At 66.0% G+C, this 15,688-nt stretch carries 15 protein-coding genes; 9 read left to right on the top strand and 6 right to left on the bottom strand.

The genetic code is table 11. From position 1 onward, the window contains the following. Positions 1 to 128: 128 nt before the first annotated feature. The 5 genes from lepA (at position 129) to O5K31_RS06455 (ending at position 4,186) form a co-directional block, all read left to right on the top strand. Positions 129 to 1,934: a translation elongation factor 4 gene (gene lepA, locus O5K31_RS06475; protein WP_269716490.1), complete on the top strand. Its 1,806-nt coding sequence runs from the start codon at positions 129 to 131 to the stop codon at positions 1,932 to 1,934. 310 nt (positions 1,935 to 2,244) lie between these two features. After that, entirely contained in the window at positions 2,245 to 2,466 is a 222-nt protein-coding gene (locus O5K31_RS06470; protein WP_269716489.1) for a DUF2283 domain-containing protein, read from the top strand. A gap of 147 nt (positions 2,467 to 2,613) precedes the next feature. Beyond that, on the top strand, positions 2,614 to 3,168 hold the full coding sequence (locus O5K31_RS06465) for a hypothetical protein (protein ID WP_269716488.1): 555 nt from the start codon (positions 2,614 to 2,616) through the stop codon (positions 3,166 to 3,168). A 160-nt stretch (positions 3,169 to 3,328) separates the two neighbouring features. Continuing rightward, on the top strand, positions 3,329 to 3,616 hold the full coding sequence (locus O5K31_RS06460) for a hypothetical protein (protein ID WP_269716487.1): 288 nt from the start codon (positions 3,329 to 3,331) through the stop codon (positions 3,614 to 3,616). Positions 3,617 to 3,631: 15 nt separating this feature from the next. Further along, a complete protein-coding gene (locus O5K31_RS06455) occupies positions 3,632 to 4,186 on the top strand; it encodes a hypothetical protein (RefSeq protein WP_269716486.1) in 555 nt (184 codons plus the stop codon). Between the two features lie 96 nt (positions 4,187 to 4,282). Here O5K31_RS06455 and O5K31_RS06450 read toward each other — a convergent pair whose 3' ends face one another. Continuing rightward, complete coding sequence (locus O5K31_RS06450; protein ID WP_269716485.1) at positions 4,283 to 4,753, bottom strand: OsmC family protein; 471 nt, start codon at positions 4,751 to 4,753, stop codon at positions 4,283 to 4,285. Positions 4,754 to 5,691: 938 nt separating this feature from the next. Between O5K31_RS06450 and O5K31_RS06445 the strand changes: the two genes are divergently transcribed. After that, on the top strand, positions 5,692 to 6,363 hold the full coding sequence (locus O5K31_RS06445; RefSeq protein WP_269716484.1) for a hypothetical protein: 672 nt from the start codon (positions 5,692 to 5,694) through the stop codon (positions 6,361 to 6,363). 21 nt (positions 6,364 to 6,384) lie between these two features. On the opposite strand, the gene O5K31_RS06440 is transcribed toward O5K31_RS06445, so the two are convergent. From O5K31_RS06440 to O5K31_RS06420, 5 genes are all read right to left on the bottom strand, one after another. Beyond that, the gene (locus tag O5K31_RS06440; RefSeq protein ID WP_269716483.1) at positions 6,385 to 7,401 is read right to left on the bottom strand and encodes a sugar kinase; all 1,017 of its coding nucleotides are present in this window, start codon (positions 7,399 to 7,401) and stop codon (positions 6,385 to 6,387) included. Positions 7,402 to 7,419: 18 nt separating this feature from the next. Then, positions 7,420 to 8,175 carry a 2-dehydro-3-deoxy-D-gluconate 5-dehydrogenase KduD gene (kduD, locus tag O5K31_RS06435; protein ID WP_269716482.1) on the bottom strand — a complete coding sequence of 252 codons (756 nt, stop codon included), beginning with the start codon at positions 8,173 to 8,175 and terminating at the stop codon, positions 7,420 to 7,422. A 7-nt stretch (positions 8,176 to 8,182) separates the two neighbouring features. Further along, positions 8,183 to 9,031, bottom strand: a complete 849-nt coding sequence (gene kduI / locus O5K31_RS06430; RefSeq protein WP_269716481.1) for a 5-dehydro-4-deoxy-D-glucuronate isomerase — start codon at positions 9,029 to 9,031, stop codon at positions 8,183 to 8,185. Positions 9,032 to 9,064: 33 nt separating this feature from the next. After that, on the bottom strand, positions 9,065 to 10,510 hold the full coding sequence (uxaC, locus tag O5K31_RS06425) for a glucuronate isomerase (RefSeq protein ID WP_269716480.1): 1,446 nt from the start codon (positions 10,508 to 10,510) through the stop codon (positions 9,065 to 9,067). Positions 10,511 to 10,606: 96 nt separating this feature from the next. Further along, the gene (locus tag O5K31_RS06420) at positions 10,607 to 11,614 is read right to left on the bottom strand and encodes a LacI family DNA-binding transcriptional regulator (RefSeq protein WP_269717010.1); all 1,008 of its coding nucleotides are present in this window, start codon (positions 11,612 to 11,614) and stop codon (positions 10,607 to 10,609) included. Positions 11,615 to 11,829: 215 nt separating this feature from the next. Here O5K31_RS06420 and O5K31_RS06415 point away from each other — a divergent pair, with 215 nt between their 5' ends. From O5K31_RS06415 to O5K31_RS06405, 3 genes are all read left to right on the top strand, one after another. Then, entirely contained in the window at positions 11,830 to 13,338 is a 1,509-nt protein-coding gene (locus O5K31_RS06415; protein ID WP_269716479.1) for a UxaA family hydrolase, read from the top strand. Continuing rightward, positions 13,335 to 14,759 carry a mannitol dehydrogenase family protein gene (locus O5K31_RS06410; RefSeq protein WP_269716478.1) on the top strand — a complete coding sequence of 475 codons (1,425 nt, stop codon included), beginning with the start codon at positions 13,335 to 13,337 and terminating at the stop codon, positions 14,757 to 14,759. Before O5K31_RS06415 ends, O5K31_RS06410 begins: the two co-directional genes overlap by 4 nt. An 81-nt stretch (positions 14,760 to 14,840) precedes the next feature. Further along, the gene (locus tag O5K31_RS06405) at positions 14,841 to 15,662 is read left to right on the top strand and encodes a 2-keto-4-pentenoate hydratase (protein ID WP_269716477.1); all 822 of its coding nucleotides are present in this window, start codon (positions 14,841 to 14,843) and stop codon (positions 15,660 to 15,662) included. Positions 15,663 to 15,688: the final 26 nt, after the last annotated feature.

Below are 15,688 nucleotides of genomic sequence, written 5' to 3'. Positions count from 1 at the left end.
AGTTAAGCCCCTATCCCATGGTCAAGCTGACGACCCGCTGACGCTTGTGACGCCATGATCCCTTCGGCCGCAGGCTCCGCGAGCGCGGGGATGATGCATGAGCCCGCGAATATGCTAGAGGCACCCCCATGACGACGCCTCTCGACAAGATCCGTAACTTTTCCATCGTGGCCCACATCGACCACGGCAAGAGCACCCTGTCCGACCGCCTCATCCAGGAGACGGGCGGCCTGACCGCGCGCGAGATGAGCGCCCAGGTTCTCGACAACATGGACATCGAGAAGGAGCGCGGCATCACCATCAAGGCGCAGACCGTGCGCCTGCACTACAAGGCCGACGACGGCGAGACCTACATCCTCAACCTGATGGACACGCCGGGCCACGTGGACTTCGCCTACGAGGTCAGCCGCAGCCTGGCCGCGTGCGAGGGCTCGATCCTGGTGGTCGACGCCTCGCAGGGCGTCGAGGCCCAGACCCTGGCCAACGTCTATTCGGCCATCGACAACAATCACGAGATCGTCCCGGTCCTCAACAAGATCGACCTACCGGCCGCCGAACCCGAGCGGGTGCGCGCCCAGATCGAGGACCTGATCGGTCTGGACGCCAGCGACGCGGTCCTGGCCAGCGCCAAGAGCGGCATCGGCATCCATGACGTGCTGGAAGCCATCGTCACCCGCCTGCCCGCCCCCAAGGGCGACATCGACGCCCCGCTCAAGGCCCTGCTGGTCGACGCCTGGTACGACGCGTACCTCGGCGTGGTCGTGCTGGTTCGCATCTTCGACGGCACGCTGAAGGCGGGTCAGCAGGTGCGCATGATGCAGACCGGCGCCACCCACCGCATCGACAAGGTGGGCGTGTTCAAGCCCAAGGCCACCGACGTGGACGTGCTTGGCCCCGGCGAGGTCGGCTTCTTCACCGCCAGCATCAAGGAAGTGGCTGACGCCGCCGTCGGCGACACCATCACCGACGAGAAGAAGCAGACCGCCCAGGCCCTGCCCGGGTTCAAGGACGTGCAGCCGGTCGTGTTCTGCGGCCTCTTCCCCGTGGACGCCGCTGACTTCGAGGACCTGCGCGCCGCGGTCGGCCGCCTGCGCCTGAACGACGGCAGCTTCACCTACGAGATGGAGAGCAGCGCGGCCCTGGGCTTCGGCTTCCGCTGCGGGTTCCTCGGCCTGCTCCACCTGGAGATCATCCAGGAGCGTCTGAGCCGCGAGTTCGACCTCGACCTGATCGCGACCGCCCCCTCGGTGGTCTACAAGATCATGATGCGCGACGGCAGCGAGATCGAGCTGCACAACCCCGCCGACATGCCCGATCCGATGCACATCGAGAGCATCCACGAGCCCTGGATCAAGGCGACGATCTTCACCCCTGACGAATACCTCGGCGGCGTGATCAAGCTGTGTCAGGACCGTCGCGGCGAACAGCGCGAGCTGTCCTATGTCGGCAACCGCGCCATGCTGGTCTACGACCTGCCGCTGAACGAGGTGGTGTTCGACTTCTACGACCGCCTCAAATCCATCTCCAAGGGCTACGCCTCCTTCGACTATCAGGTCGAGGCCTACCGCCCCGGCGACCTGGTGAAGATGTCGATCCTGGTCAACGCCGAACCGGTGGACGCCCTGTCCATGCTGGTCCACCGCGACCGGGCCGAAAGCCGTGGCCGCGGCATGTGCGAGAAGATGAAGGACCTCATCCCCCAGCACATGTTCGTCATCCCGATCCAGGCGGCCATCGGCGGCCGCATCATCGCCCGCGAAACCGTCCGCGCCCTGCGCAAGGACGTGACCGCCAAGTGCTACGGCGGCGACGCCTCGCGTAAGCGCAAGCTGCTCGACAAGCAAAAAGCCGGCAAGAAGCGCATGCGCCAGTTCGGCAAGGTCGAAATCCCCCAGGAAGCCTTCATCGCCGCCCTGAAAATGGACGGGGATTGATCGTCATTTGAAGCATTTACGCGTCTCGGCATCGAGACGCGTAAATGCTTCAACATGACGGGTGAAAGCGCTGCTTTTGACCTTCCACGCCGCAGAGCAGCTGCGGCGGCGAAACCTTGATGTCACCTGGATCGAGGCTGCAGTCCGCTCGCCTGCATGGCGGAAGCCTGATCCCATCGACCCGGTGATCGAGCGGCGCTTCCTGCCTATCCCCGAAAACGGCGGGCGCGTTGCGGGTGGCCTGCGTGGAGACTGACCAGCACATCCGCGTTAAAACAGCGATGTTCGACCGCAACGCCGGGCGCAGGCCATGACCGATCAGACCTATGATCCGCAAGCTGACGCAGCCTATCTCAGGCTGGCGAAGGGCGATGTCGTCGAAAGCGCCGAGGTCTCTCCGGGCGTCGTGCTCGACTACGACGCCGAGGGTCGCATCCTTGGGATCGAGATCATAGGCGCCTCGAAGGTTGTGGCGCCGGGCGATTGGTCCAAGGCTCGCCTGCCAGGCTCGCAGCCCCACGCGGCGGAATAGCCCTGCGTGCTTCGAGACGCGCTTTCGCGCTCCTCAGCATGACGAGCTTTGTTGCTTTACTGAGTCCGTCATCCTGAGGAGGCCGAAGGCCGTCTCGAAGGACGCACCGCCTTGAGATCGACACCGTCGGCGTGCGAGCATCCCTCCATGCGCATGACCGTCGTCCTCATCGCCCTCGCCCTCGCCGCCCCGGCCGCCGCGCAGGATCAGCCGACCGACGTCTCACCCGTCACCGTCATGCCGGCGGGCGATCCGCCCAAGCTGACCGCCAGCTTCCCCGCCGAGGGGGCGGAGGTCACCGCCGGCCTGCTGGCCCTGAAGCTGACCTTCGACCAGCCCATGGACCCCAAGGGCTGGCGCCTTGCAGATGTTGACGCCAACGCCCCGCTGGAATGCCTGGGCGCGCCGCGCCTGCTGCGGGACGAGAAAAGCTTCGTGGTCCTGTGCCGCACCTTGCCGGGCAAGCGCTACGCCGTGGCCCTGAACGCCCCCGCCGCCGCTCCCCCGACGCCCGACACGACGGCCTTCGCCAATCTGGGCGGCCGCAGCGCCCTGCCCGCCACCCTGGCCTTCGGGACCAAGCCACGCGGCGAAGACCCCGTCCGCACCCTCAAGGCCGCCATGACCGCCGCCGGCCTCAGCGACATCGACAGTCCCGTGGTGGACACGCCGTCGATCAAGGTGGGCGTGCTGCCGCGGTAGCTCCCCTTCGCCCTTTGGGAGGCGGGCATACGCGTTTCATCCAAAGCTCGCTTCCCTAGGCCTTGCGCCCAGGGTCCCTGCATCCGATGCCGCGCACGCCCCCCTTTGCCTCCCGCCCGCCGCCCGGTCCATGATCATGCGGACGACTCGGGAGACGCCGATGGCCGAAGACGATGACCTGGAGCTGCTGAGACAGGCGGTGCGCGACCTGCAGGCCGAAAGCTTCGCCACCCGCGCCCTGCTGCCCTGGCTGATCGGCGTGGCCGTCAGCGGCTTCAGCGACGACCCCGAAGGCCGCCTGCGCGAACTGCACGAGGTCGCCCAGGGCCGGCTCTACGAGATGGACATCGGCGGCGACGAGGAAGCCGTCACCCGCCTGAAAGACCGCGCCTCCCTGGTCCTCGACGACTGGATCAACTCCATCCAGATCGAGCGGGGGGAGGAGTAGGATGGTAGGTAGAGAATGAGCAACGAACCGACCCATAGCTTCATTGAGTTTTCCCGCTCAATGCTGCTTCAGCTGTTACAGCGCGTGGCGGAGAATGGCACTCGCATCTGTAGCTGGCTTGTCGTCGGCAATGCCGGTGCCATCGTCATAGTATTTAACGCCGTGATCGCGGGGAGCAGCTGCGATCCGCTTTTGATGTCCAATGCCACGAAGGCCTTCTCAGTAGGCTTGATCGCCGCATTTGCCGGCGCGGTCGGTGCGTATGGCGTCGATTTACGGACTATCTATTTGTTGTCAGGGCAGCAAACCAGTCTCACGGCTTTACATTTATATGCCCACGAAATGGATAAACTTGAACCAAATTCTGAGAATCTTGAAGATATAAAAGAACTCAACGAAAAGATTCAGTCAGAAAATAACTCGATTCAAGAATTTACCAGAAAACTTCAGCGGAGATATCTTATATTTATACCTATAACGCTATACATTATATCGGCCTTCGCATTTCTAACGGGGGCAACACTTCCAATTTTTTACTCTGAGGCGGTTTCCAGCTGTCGAAGCCCCTAATGGTTTTTGGCGCTGTAGGTCGCGTCCTAGACGCCGTGATCGGCTCCCCGACGTGACCTACACCCGACCACGGGCGCTAAAGGGGTGCATGCCCTCTCACCCCACCACGAACCTCGGCTCGTAGGTCACCGGGAAGTTCACCGAGCGGGCGATGAAGCAGACGCGGCTGATCTCGTGGTGGATCGCTTCGGCGCGGACCAGATCGGCGCCTTCCTGCACGGCGATGACGGGGCGCAGGACCGCGCGCACGAACCGTCCGGCGCCGTCGGGGGTGCTTTCGCCCACCCCCACCGGCTCGTCCTCATAGCTCGTGACCACGATCCCCGCCGCGCTGGCCAGGTGCAGGTACCAGAGCATATGGCAGGCCGAGAGCGAGGACAGCAGCAGGTCCTCGGGGTTGGGCAGGCTCGGGTCGCCGCCCAGCCGGGGGTCGTTGGAGCAATGCGTCACCGGCTTGCCCGGCGTGGCGATGTCCCAGGTCCGGTCATAGCCGCGATAGGTCCTGGTCCCCTCCCCGCGATCCCCGGTCCAGACGACGCGGCTGGTGAATTCGTGCTCGTGCGACATGGATCCCTCCCGGCGCCGACGCGGCGCGATCCGTCTGATAAGCCTTTACGGCGGCCCGGACAAAAGCCGCGCGGCCCCATTCGACGCGCCGGCCGCGACATTGGTCGCTGCGGCTCAGCTGGCGGGGATTTGCCCCGACTTATCCACCCCCACCTCACCTCCCGTACTCTTGCCCCGTCTCCGCTGCACGGAAGGGCGCGCGGCCAGCGCCGTAGCTGTGGCGGGGATGCGGTCGAGCGGGTAGCGCTCCGCCGGGCGCGTTGCTGATCGTGCGGCCCGTCAGGGCGCGGCATTTGCAGCCTCCGTCTCAATCGGCACGTCCGCCCCTGGTTCGCCAGGCCCAGTTCGGACGGTGACAGGACGCCCTCGGATGTCGCCACAGGCGTGGGAGCGTACACTCATGCGGTCCGGGACCTCCTCGCTGGAGGGGGCCCGCCCGTCGCGGGCATCGTCGGAAAGGCGTTAAGAGCGCAGCCCCCCGACGGCTCTCGCAAAACGATCGCGCGGAGCGGACGGGCCTACGTCGAACCGGCAAACTCCACCCTCTTTCGCCTGACGCAGGCCAGGCCGTTCCGCCGCCCTTCCAACCTTTCGGGTTCAAGCCCGTGGGGGTGCTCAGCTGTGCCCAAAAATCCTCGTCACCCTAGGCCTTGTGCCTAGGGCCCAGAGACTCCGCATCGGCCGCGTGGGCGAAGCGGCCTCCACCACAACGAACTCAGGACCTCAGCCGTGTCTGGATCCTCGCCACAAGGGCGAGGATGACGGGTTAGCTGAAAGGCCTCCTTTTCCCATCGAGGGAGAAGGGAGAATCCACTACCGCCCTCAAACCAGGACCTGACCCGCCGAGGTGCGCGAACAGCACGCGGAGCGCCAGCGCCGGCTTTCCCTCACCCCGGCTTCCACCCCATACTGACCCCGCACGCCACGCGGGACCCGCCATGCACTTCATGATCCAACTGCTCAACTCGCTGGACGAGCTGATCTTCCGGGTGATGAGCTGGCTGCTGTTCTATCCGCTGACCCTGTGGCGCACCCTGCGCTCGCCGGCGGCGATGATGACCTATGCCGAGCGCGAACTGACCTACACCGAAGACAAGCGGTACGACGACGCGGTCAGCCCGCCCCTGTTCCTGTTCCTGTCGGTGCTGGTCTCGCATGCGATCGAGCTGGCCCTGGTGGGCGACAGTCCGATGATCGCCAACCGCCACGGGCTGTCAGCCGTGGTCGATGACGATTCCAGCCTGCTGATGCTGCGGGTGATCTTCTTTGGCCTGTTCCCGCTGGTCATGGCCGTGATCCTGCTGCGCAGGCGCGGAATCAAGCTGATGCAGCAATCCCTGAAAGGGCCGTTCTACGCCCAGTGCTATGTGGCGGCGCCCTACGCCCTGGCGGTCAGTCTTTCGGCGTCGCTCCTGCAGACGCATCGCACCTGGATCCTGCTCGCCGGCCTGGCGCTGCTCGCCATCGCCCTCGTCTGGTACGTGGCGGTCCAGGCCCTGTGGTTCGCCCGCGAGCTGAAGATCACGGCGTTGCGCGGCCTGACGACCGCGCTCCTTGGCACGGCCGCGGCGCTGGCCATCTTCATCGTGGCCGGCGCCCTGTTTCGATAGAGGCCGGCCGGTCGCGGGCGCCTAGCGCTTGACGTCCAGCCCTTCGCCGTCGAGCAGGGCCTGCACGTCGGTCGCCGAGACCAGGTTGAAGTCGCCGAACACGGCGTGCTTCAGGGCGCCGGCCGCCAGGCCGAACTCCACCGCGTCGGCGTCGTCCATGCCGGTCAGCAGGCCGTGCAGCACCCCGGCGGCGAACGCGTCGCCCCCGCCGATGCGGTCCACCACTCCGGCCAGCGGGAAGGCGCGGGTGATGTGCTCGCCCCCGTCGCGCGACAGGATCACCGCCGACAGCTCGTGATGGTCGGCGGACGGCGTCAACCGCACGGTCGAGGTCATGCGCTTGAGGTTCGGGAACACCTCGAACGCCCGCTCGGCCGCCTTGCGGCGGCGCACCTGGGCGGACTCGTCCAGGAAGCTCTCGCCCAGGATCAGGGCGATGTCGCGGTCGTTGACGAAGGCGAGATCCGCACAGTCCAGGATCTGGCGCAGCACGGCCGGGCCGTCACCGTTCCAGGCGGCCCACATCTTGGCGCGATAGTTGCCGTCGAAGCTGACCGGAACGCCCAGCTTGCGGGCCGTCTGGGCCGCCTTGACCACCGCATTGGCCGCGGCCGGCCCCACCGCCGGCGTCACGCCCGAGACGTGGAACCAGTCGGCGCCGTCCAGTTCGCGCTCCCAGTCGATGGCGTCCTCGCCGGCCAGGGCGAAGGCCGAGCCGGCGCGGTCATAGGTGACCTCCGACGGCCGCACCACCGCGCCAGGCGACAGGAAGTACAGACCCATCCGCCCTTCGACAAAGCGCAGGCTACGGGTATCGACCCCGTGCCGGCGCAGCTCGTCACGGGCCGCGCGGCCAAGCGGATTGTCAGGCAGGATCGAGACCGTCGCCGCATCGTGGCCGAACTTGGCCAGGGACACGGCCACATTGGCCTCCGCCCCGCCGACGCAGACGTTCAGCCGGGCCGACTGCAGCAGCAGCTCATTGGTGGGAGCAGACAGGCGCAGCAGCACCTCGCCGAAGCAGACGACACGGCTCAACTTAGGTCTCCTACGGAATCAGCGGGCCAGCCAGCCGCCGTCCACCGGCAGCGTGATTCCGTGAACATAGTCCGAAGCGGCGGCGGCAAGGAACACCGCGGCGCCCCCAAGATCGCTCGCTTGGCTCCAGCGGCCGGCCGGGATGCGCGCCAGGATCGAGGCGTTGCGCTCGGCGTCGGCCCGCAGGGCTTCGGTATTGTTGGTCTCCACATAGCCTGGGGCGATGGCGTTGACGTTGATCCCCTTGGCCGCCCACTCGTTGGCCAGGATCTTGGTCAGGCCCGCCAGGCCGCTCTTGGACGCCGTATAGGACGGCACGCGAATGCCGCCCTGGTACGAGAGCAAGCTGGCGATGTTGATCACCTTGCCGCCGCCTTGGCTGATCATCTGACGCGCCACGGCCTGGGTCAGGAAGAACACGACCTTCAGGTTCGTATCCATCACCGCGTCCCAGTCGGCTTCGCTGAACTCGATCGAGTCCGCGCGGCGAATGATGCCGGCGTTGTTGACCAGGATGTCCAGCTTGCCGAAGGCGGCGACCGTCTCGTCCACCACCCGCTGCACCGGCTCGGTCGAACCGAAGTCGGCCTTGATGGACAGGAACTTGCGCCCCGTCGCCTCGATGGCCGCTTGGGTTTCGGTCGGCTCGCTGCGGCCGGCGACGGCCACGTCCGCGCCGGCTTCCGCCAGGGCGATGGCGATCGCCTGGCCGATGCCGGTGTTGGCGCCGGTGACAAGGGCGGTCTTGCCCTCAAGGCTGAAGAGCTTGCTCATAATGGGCCTACTTCAGCTGGCAGATGTCGAGGACGTTCATGTCCGTATAGTCCAGGTTCTCGCCGCCCATGGCCCAGATGAAGGTGTAGTTGGCGGTGCCCGAGCCCATGTGGATCGACCACGGCGGGCTCATGACGGCTTCTTCGTTGGCCAGAACGATGTGACGCATCTCGTCCGGCTCGCCCATGTAGTGGAACACGCGGTCGTTCTCACCCAGGCCGAAGTAGAAATAGACCTCCGAACGGCGGTCATGCAGGTGGGGCGGCATGGTGTTCCACACGCTGCCCGGCTTCAGGACGGTCATGCCCAGCAGCAGCTGAGCCGACTTGCAGGTGGTGGGAACGATGTACTGGTAGATGGTGCGCTCGTTGGAGGTCTCCAACGCGCCGCGCTCCAGCGGGATAGCGTCGGCGAACACCAGCTTCTTGGTCTCGAAGGCCACGTGGGCCGGAACGCTGGTGATGTAGAACTTGGCCGGGTTGGCGGCGTCGAGGGACTCGAACACCACGTCCTTGGAGCCCATGGTCACATAGATGCCGTCGCGCGGTTCGATCTCGAACACCACGCCGTCGACCGTGACCTTGCCCTTGCCTTCGCCCACGTTGATGGCGCCCAGTTCGCGGCGCTCCAGGAACGGGTGACCGGCGGCCGAGGCCGGCTCGGTCTGGTGCGGCAGGACCACCGGCTTGCTGACCGGAGCCGCGCCGCCGACGATGAAGCGCTCGTTGTGCGAATAGTTCAGGCTGATGCCGTCGGCCTCGAACAGGTCCTGCATCAGGTAACGGTCGCGCAGCTCGTCGTTGGTGACGCCGAACATCATGTCCGGATGGGTGGCGTGATAGGTCTTGGCGAACATGGCTCTAAGTCTCCGAACGTGTTTTGTGGGGGATCAGGCGGCGGCCGGCGCGGCGGTCAGCGGACGATCCAGTTTGTAGGCCTGCTTGGGCAGGTTGTAGGCGAGATCGACGACGGTTTGCGCCGCCTCGTCGATATCCATGCGATGCTCGGCCACCAGCTTGGCCAGGAACGAACTATCCACACGACGGGCCACATCGTGGCGCGCCGGGATCGACAGGAACGCCCGGGTGTCATCGTTGAAGCCGACGGTGTTGTAGAAGCCCGCCGTCTCGGTGACCTGCTCGCGGAAGCGCATCATGCCTTCCGGGCTGTCGTGGAACCACCAGGACGGACCCAGCTTCAGGGTCGGATAATGCCCGGCCAGCGGGGCCAGCTCGCGGCTGTAGGTGGTCTCGTCCAGGGTGAACAGGATGATCGACAGGCGCGGATCGTTGCCCAGTTTGTCCAGCAGCGGCCGCAGGGCCTGGACGTATTCGGTCTTGGCCGGGATGTCGGCGCCCTTGTCGCGGCCATAGGCCTCGAACAGCTGGCGGTTGTGGTTGCGGGTCGAGCCCGGGTGAATCTGCATGACCAGCCCGTCATCCAGGCTCATCTTGGCCATCTCGGTCAGCATCTGCGCCCGGAACAGCTCCGCTTTTTCGGGGGTCACATCGCCCTTCAACAAGCTGAGGAACAGCGCTTCGGCGTCCACCGCCGACAGGTCCGCCGTCGCCGCCGTGGGGTGGCCATGGTCCGTGGAGGTGGCGCCGGCGGCGATGAAGTCGGCTCGGCGCGAACGGTGCGCCTCCAGATAGCCGGCCCAGCTATAGACGTCCTGGCCCGACAGCTCTGCGAAGGTCTGGAAGGCGTCGCCGCTACGCTCGTCCTCGAAGTCGATGACCGCGTCCGGGCGATAGGCGGTGACCACCCGCCCCTTCCAGCCGCTGTCGCGGATGGCGTGGTGATGCTTCAGGCTTTCGTGCGGCCCCTCGGTGGTGGCCAGCAGCTCGATGTTGAAGCGCTCGAACAGGGCGCGCGGTTTGTAGGCGTCGGTCGCCAGATGCGCGTTGATCTCGTCGAAATACTTATCCGCGTTGTCCGCGCTCAGGCGATCCTTGAAGCCGAAGACCTTGGCGAAAACGTAGTTCAGCCACAGCCACGAGGGGGTGCCGCGGAACAGATGGAAATTCGATGCGAACAGCTTCCAGGCCTTGCGGGGGTCAGTGTCCGGGACGCCGGCCTTGGACGGGACCCGCAGATCCTTCAGCGCGATCCCCTGGCTGTAGAGCATCCGGAACAGGTAGTGGTCGGGCGCCAGCAGCAGGTCACAAGCGTCCTCGAAAGGTGCGTTGGTCGAGAACCAGGACGGGTCGGTGTGCCCGTGCGGGCTGATGATCGGCAGCTTCTCGACCAGACCGTAGAGCTCCCGCGCGATCGCGCGCGTGGTCGGGTCGGCCGGAAAAAGGCGGTCGTCGTGGAGGATGAGCGGCTGAGCCATGAATAAGCGCTCCTGGGTTTCCCGGCGCGGAGACTTCAACGTCCCCGTTCTGCGGGCGTGGTAACCGGTGTCATAGATTGAAGCAAGCTTGAGGGCTCACTTCCTGGGCGGCGGCGCCGAAGACTCGCGCACGACGAGCGACGGCACAATACGTTCCGGCTCCGCTTTCAGCTCGCGCGGCTCCTGGCCGCCGGCGATCAGCTTCAGGGCGGCCATGCGGCCGACCTCGCGGGTGGGAATACGGATGGTGGTCAAAGGCGGCCAGACGCGCGAGGCGATCTGGAAATCGTCGAAACCGACGACGGTCAAATCCGCCGGCACCGTCAGCCCTGCCCGGCGGGCGGCCTGCAGGGCGCCCGCGGCCATTTCGTCATTACCGGCGAAGATGGCGGTGGGCCGGGGGCTGCGCGTCAGCAGGGTCTCGGCGGCCGCCAGGCCGGATTCAAAGGTATAGGCGCCCTCGACCACATGATCGGGATTCAGCTTCAGACCGGATTCGGCCAGACCATCCTCGAACCCGCCGCGCCGCTCGTGCGAGGACCGGAAGGTGTCGGGACCGGAGATGAAAGCCACCTCGGTATGCCCCAACTCGGCGATGTGCTGGGCCGCTTTCATGGCGCCCAGCCGGTCGCGACCGACGATCATGCGCTCGGCATCGTCAACGGGCACCGAGGCGATGCGGATGTACTCGCAGCCGATCTCGCGCAACAGCCGCCCCACCCGCTCGTCTTCCGAAACCGAGGGGGTGACCACGACGCCATACAGCCGCTGGCGCTCGATGAAGGTGCGAAGGTCCGTCAGGAAAAGAGGACTGCTACGGTCGCAGGGATGCACCACCAGCTCGAAGCCCGAGCCCTTCATGCCGTCCAGCAAACCCTGCTGCATGTTCACGACGTACTGCGGGTTCGGGTTGTCGTAGATCAAACCGATCAGGAACGACCGGCGGAAGGCCAGGCCCCGCGCCTGGGGATCGGGTTCATAGCCATGCTCGGCGATCACCGCTTCGATGCGCTCGCGGGTCTCGTCGCGAACGGAGGGCGACTGGTTGATCACCCGTGACACCGTTTTCTTCGACACGCCGGCCAGACGCGCGATGTCGTTGATCGTCGGTCGCCGACGAGTTTCCCCATCAAAGTTCGGCCCATCGGGCGAATGGTCGTCGGGCGGGCTGGAGGCGGTCACGAGGGTCCGATCGCTTGGTCTAGTTCTGTTTTATTAGCCTGATCGCACGCCCGACTACAAACGCCGCGAAGAAAGCGCTATTGTTGATGATGACACCGGTTACCCAAGCTCAAGAACACGGTGCGCAGGGACGGAATATGATGGCGGATACAGCCACAGCTGACCATGTGATCCACCACGTGGATTCGCGAGACCATGTCGCCATGGCCTTGCGCGACCTCGTTTCCGGCGAAACGCTCACCCTGGGCGACCGCGCGATAACCGTTCGCGCCGACATCCCCAAGGGGCACAAGATCGCCGTGCGCGAAGCCGCTATCGGCGAGGACGTCTGCAAGTATGGCTGGCCCATCGGCCGCGCGACCCAAGCGATTGCAGTTGGCGACCACGTCCACATCCACAATGTCGAAACCAAGCTGTCCGACGTGGAGACCTACACCTACCAGCCCACAGCCGACGTCATCGGTCACGACATGGGCGCGGGAACCTTCATGGGTTACCGCCGCAAGAACGGCCGCGTCGGCACGCGTAATGAGATCTGGGTGCTCTGCACCGTCGGCTGCGTAGCCAATACCGCCCGCCGCATCGCCGAGAAGGCCGCCGTACGCTTCGCCGGCCGTGTCGATGGCGTCCACGCCTTCCCCCACCCGTTCGGCTGCTCGCAGCTGGGCGACGATCTGGATCATACCCGCAAGCTGATCGCCGCCCTGGCGGCCCACCCCAACGCAGGCGGCGTGCTGATCCTGGGCCTGGGCTGTGAGAACAACCAGTTGGCCAAGCTGCTGGAGTCCGCGCCGGACATAGACCCGGAACGCCTGCGCTCCTTCACCACCCAGAACGTCGAAGACGAACTCGAAGACGGCCTGGCCGCCGTCGAGGCCCTCGTCGCCCTCGCCGAACGGGATCGCCGCGAGCCCTGCCCGATCTCGGATCTGGTGGTCGGCCTCAAGTGCGGCGGCTCCGACGGCTTCTCGGGCGTCACCGCCAATCCGCTGGTCGGCCGCATCGCCGACAAGGTGGCCGACGCCGGCGGCACGCCCGTCCTGACCGAAATCCCCGAGGTGTTCGGCGCCGAGCGCATCCTGATGGCCCGCGCCCAGAACCAGGCCGTCTTCGCCGACCTCGTCTCGGTTGTGAACGACTTCAAGCAGTACTTCATCGACCACAACCAGCCGATCTACGAAAACCCCTCCCCCGGCAACATCGCCGGCGGCATCACCACGCTGGAGGAAAAGTCCCTCGGCGCCGTGCAGAAGGGCGGCCGCGCGCCGGTGGTCAATGTCATCCGCTACGGCGACAAGATCGGCCCCCACGGCCTGACCGTGCTCGAGGCGCCAGGCAACGACGCGGTGTCCTCCACCGCCCTGACCGCGGCCGGCGCCACGGTGATCCTGTTCACCACCGGCCGGGGCACCCCTCTGGGCTTCCCCGCCCCAACCCTGAAGATCGCCTCGAACAGTGGTCTGGCTGGCCGCAAGCCGGGCTGGATCGACTTCGACGCCGGGGTGGTGCTGGACAACACGACCATGGACGCGGCCGCCGACGACCTCATGGCCCTCGTGGTCGAGACCGCCTCGGGCAAGCAGACCAAGGCCGAAATCAACGGCGAGCGTGAAATCGCCATCTGGAAGCAGGGCGTAACCCTTTGACGAAACTTTCCCTTTCCACCCTGGCCTCCGCTTCGGCAAAGGTGCTTAAGCCTGCCTACGATCCGGCCTCCGTCGAGATCGGCATAGTCCATTTCGGCCCCGGCGCTTTTCACCGCGCCCACCAGGCCTTCTATTTCGACGCCCTCCTGGCGACCGACTCCCGCTGGGGTATCTGCGCCGTATCGCTGAAAAGCCCCGGCGTCCGCGACGCCCTGGGCCCTCAGGACGGCCTCTACGTCCTCGCCCAGTTGGACGCCGAGACCACCTTCCGCGTCATCGGCTCGATCCGCGAAACCCTGGTCGCGCCGGAAAACCCCGAGGCTGTCTTCGCCCGCCTCGCCGCGCCGGCGACCAGGGTCGTCAGCCTGACGGTCACCGAGAAGGGCTACTGCCTGGGCGGCGACGGAAAGCTGGACCTGGCCAATACCGACATCGCACATGACCTGACCGACCCGCGCCGGCCCGACAGCGTCATCGGCTACATCGTCGAAGGCCTGCGCCGCCGCCGCGAGGCGGGTCTGGCGCCGTTCACGGTCATCAGCTGCGACAACCTCGCCGACAACGGTCACAAGCTGCGCGACGCGGTCGTCGCCTTCGCCGGCAAACTGGACACCGGCCTGGCTGACTGGATTGCGGCCCAGACCGCCTTCCCGCGCACCATGGTCGACAGCATCACCCCAGCCACCGATGACGCCCTGCGCGCTCGTGTGACCGCCGAGACCGGCTTCGACGACGCCTGGCCGATCCAGCGCGAGGCCTTCGTTCAGTGGGTGGTCGAAGACACCCTGCCCAAGGACGGCCCGGACCTGGCCTCCGTCGGCGTCACTCTGACCAACGACGTGGCCGCGTTCGAGGGCGCCAAGCTGCGCCTGCTCAACGGCGCCCATTCAACCCTGGCCTATGTGGGCTTGAGCCGCGGTTACGAGACGGTCGGCGACGCCATGGCCGACGCTCAACTGGCGGGCTTTGTCCGCGACATGATGCTGGAAGACATCGCTCCCAGCCTCAGCACCCCGCCCGGCCTGGATATCCCGACCTATGTGGAGGCGATCCTTGGCCGCTTCCGCAATCCGGAGATTCGCCACCTGCTCGCGCAGATCGCGTGGGACGGGTCCAAGAAGCTGCCCTTCCGCATTCTCGAGACGGCGGCCGAGGCAGTGGCCGCCGACCGCCCCCTGAACCGGCTGGCCGTTCCCATCGCCGCCTGGATCGCCTTCATCGCCGCCCGGGCCAAGGCCGGAACACCGCCCGTCGATCCTCTCGCGGACAAGCTGATGGGTCTCGGCGCGGCCTGCACAGGCGGTCCGGAAGACGTCGATGCATTCCTAAAATTGGAAGCCGTTTTCCCGCCGTCCTTGGCCTCAGACGCCGGTTTCAGCACTGCGGTAAAGGCTGCCTACGCAACGCTTGTGCAAGCTTGACGGCTCGAATTGTCAATGACACCGGTTTCCCCTAAACACGACAACAACCAACAACCCATAGGGAATAGGGAGCGTAACGGAGTGGACGCAGTACGGACCGAAACGGTCGCCTCGACGATCGCCAAGACTCTTGTAGAGGCGCGCCTGTCCGCAACCGCCCTCCCCGGCTACCCCGGCGACACGCCGGCGACGCTGGCCGATTCCTACGAAATCCAAGACATCGCCATCGGCCTCTATCCTGGCCAGGTGGCCGGCTGGAAGGTCGGCCTGATCGCTCCGGCCCTGCGTCCCGAACTGGGCGCCGAGCGCCTCGCCGGCCCGGTCTTCAAGAACAATATCTGGAGCGTCGCTCCGGGTGAGGCATTCGCGCTTCCGGTCATCCCCGGCGGCTTCGCCGCGGCCGAGGCCGAGTTCATTCTCGAAGTCGGCAAGGATACGCCGGCCGACAAGACGGACTGGTCGCTGGAAGACGCCGAGGCCTATGTCGGCGCCGTCTATATCGGCTTCGAACTGGCGGGCAGCCCGCTTCCCGACATCAATGGCATGGGCCCGCGCGTCGTGGCCTCCGACTTCGGCAACAACGCCGGCCTGATCGTCGGCCCCGAGGTCAAGGACTGGCGGGAGAAGGGCTGGGACGCCCTGCCCTGCGAGACCTGGATCGACGACAAGCTGATCGGCACGGGCACGGCGGCCAGCATTCCGGGCAGCCCCATGGAGGCGTTCCGCTTCCTGGTCGAGCACTGCGCCCGCCGCGGCCGTCCGCTAAAGGCCGGCGACCTGATCACCACCGGCGCCGCGACGGGCGTCCACGAGATCTTCCTCGGGCAATCGACTGTTGTGCGCTTCGGCGAGTACGGCGAGATTGCCTGCACCACGGTCAAGGCCGAGCCGCACCAAGCCTAAGCAAGAAACCACAGGGATTGAACGGC

The sequence above is a fragment of the Caulobacter sp. NIBR2454 genome, from assembly GCF_027474405.1.
GTDB lineage: Bacteria > Pseudomonadota > Alphaproteobacteria > Caulobacterales > Caulobacteraceae > Caulobacter.
This window is presented reverse-complemented; position numbering and strand designations above follow the sequence as displayed.

Excerpts from the sequence above, each read along its gene's own strand:
- lepA (WP_269716490.1), top strand. The coding sequence starts at position 129 with ATGACGACGCCTCTCGACAAGATCCGTAACTTTTCCATCGTGGCCCAC.
- O5K31_RS06470 (WP_269716489.1), top strand. The coding sequence starts at position 2,245 with ATGACCGATCAGACCTATGATCCGCAAGCTGACGCAGCCTATCTCAGG.
- O5K31_RS06465 (WP_269716488.1), top strand. The coding sequence starts at position 2,614 with ATGCGCATGACCGTCGTCCTCATCGCCCTCGCCCTCGCCGCCCCGGCC.
- O5K31_RS06460 (WP_269716487.1), top strand. The coding sequence starts at position 3,329 with ATGGCCGAAGACGATGACCTGGAGCTGCTGAGACAGGCGGTGCGCGAC.
- O5K31_RS06455 (WP_269716486.1), top strand. The coding sequence starts at position 3,632 with ATGAGCAACGAACCGACCCATAGCTTCATTGAGTTTTCCCGCTCAATG.
- O5K31_RS06450 (WP_269716485.1), bottom strand. The coding sequence starts at position 4,753 with ATGTCGCACGAGCACGAATTCACCAGCCGCGTCGTCTGGACCGGGGAT.
- O5K31_RS06445 (WP_269716484.1), top strand. The coding sequence starts at position 5,692 with ATGCACTTCATGATCCAACTGCTCAACTCGCTGGACGAGCTGATCTTC.
- kduD (WP_269716482.1), bottom strand. The coding sequence starts at position 8,175 with ATGAGCAAGCTCTTCAGCCTTGAGGGCAAGACCGCCCTTGTCACCGGC.
- kduI (WP_269716481.1), bottom strand. The coding sequence starts at position 9,031 with ATGTTCGCCAAGACCTATCACGCCACCCATCCGGACATGATGTTCGGC.
- uxaC (WP_269716480.1), bottom strand. The coding sequence starts at position 10,510 with ATGGCTCAGCCGCTCATCCTCCACGACGACCGCCTTTTTCCGGCCGAC.
- O5K31_RS06415 (WP_269716479.1), top strand. The coding sequence starts at position 11,830 with ATGATGGCGGATACAGCCACAGCTGACCATGTGATCCACCACGTGGAT.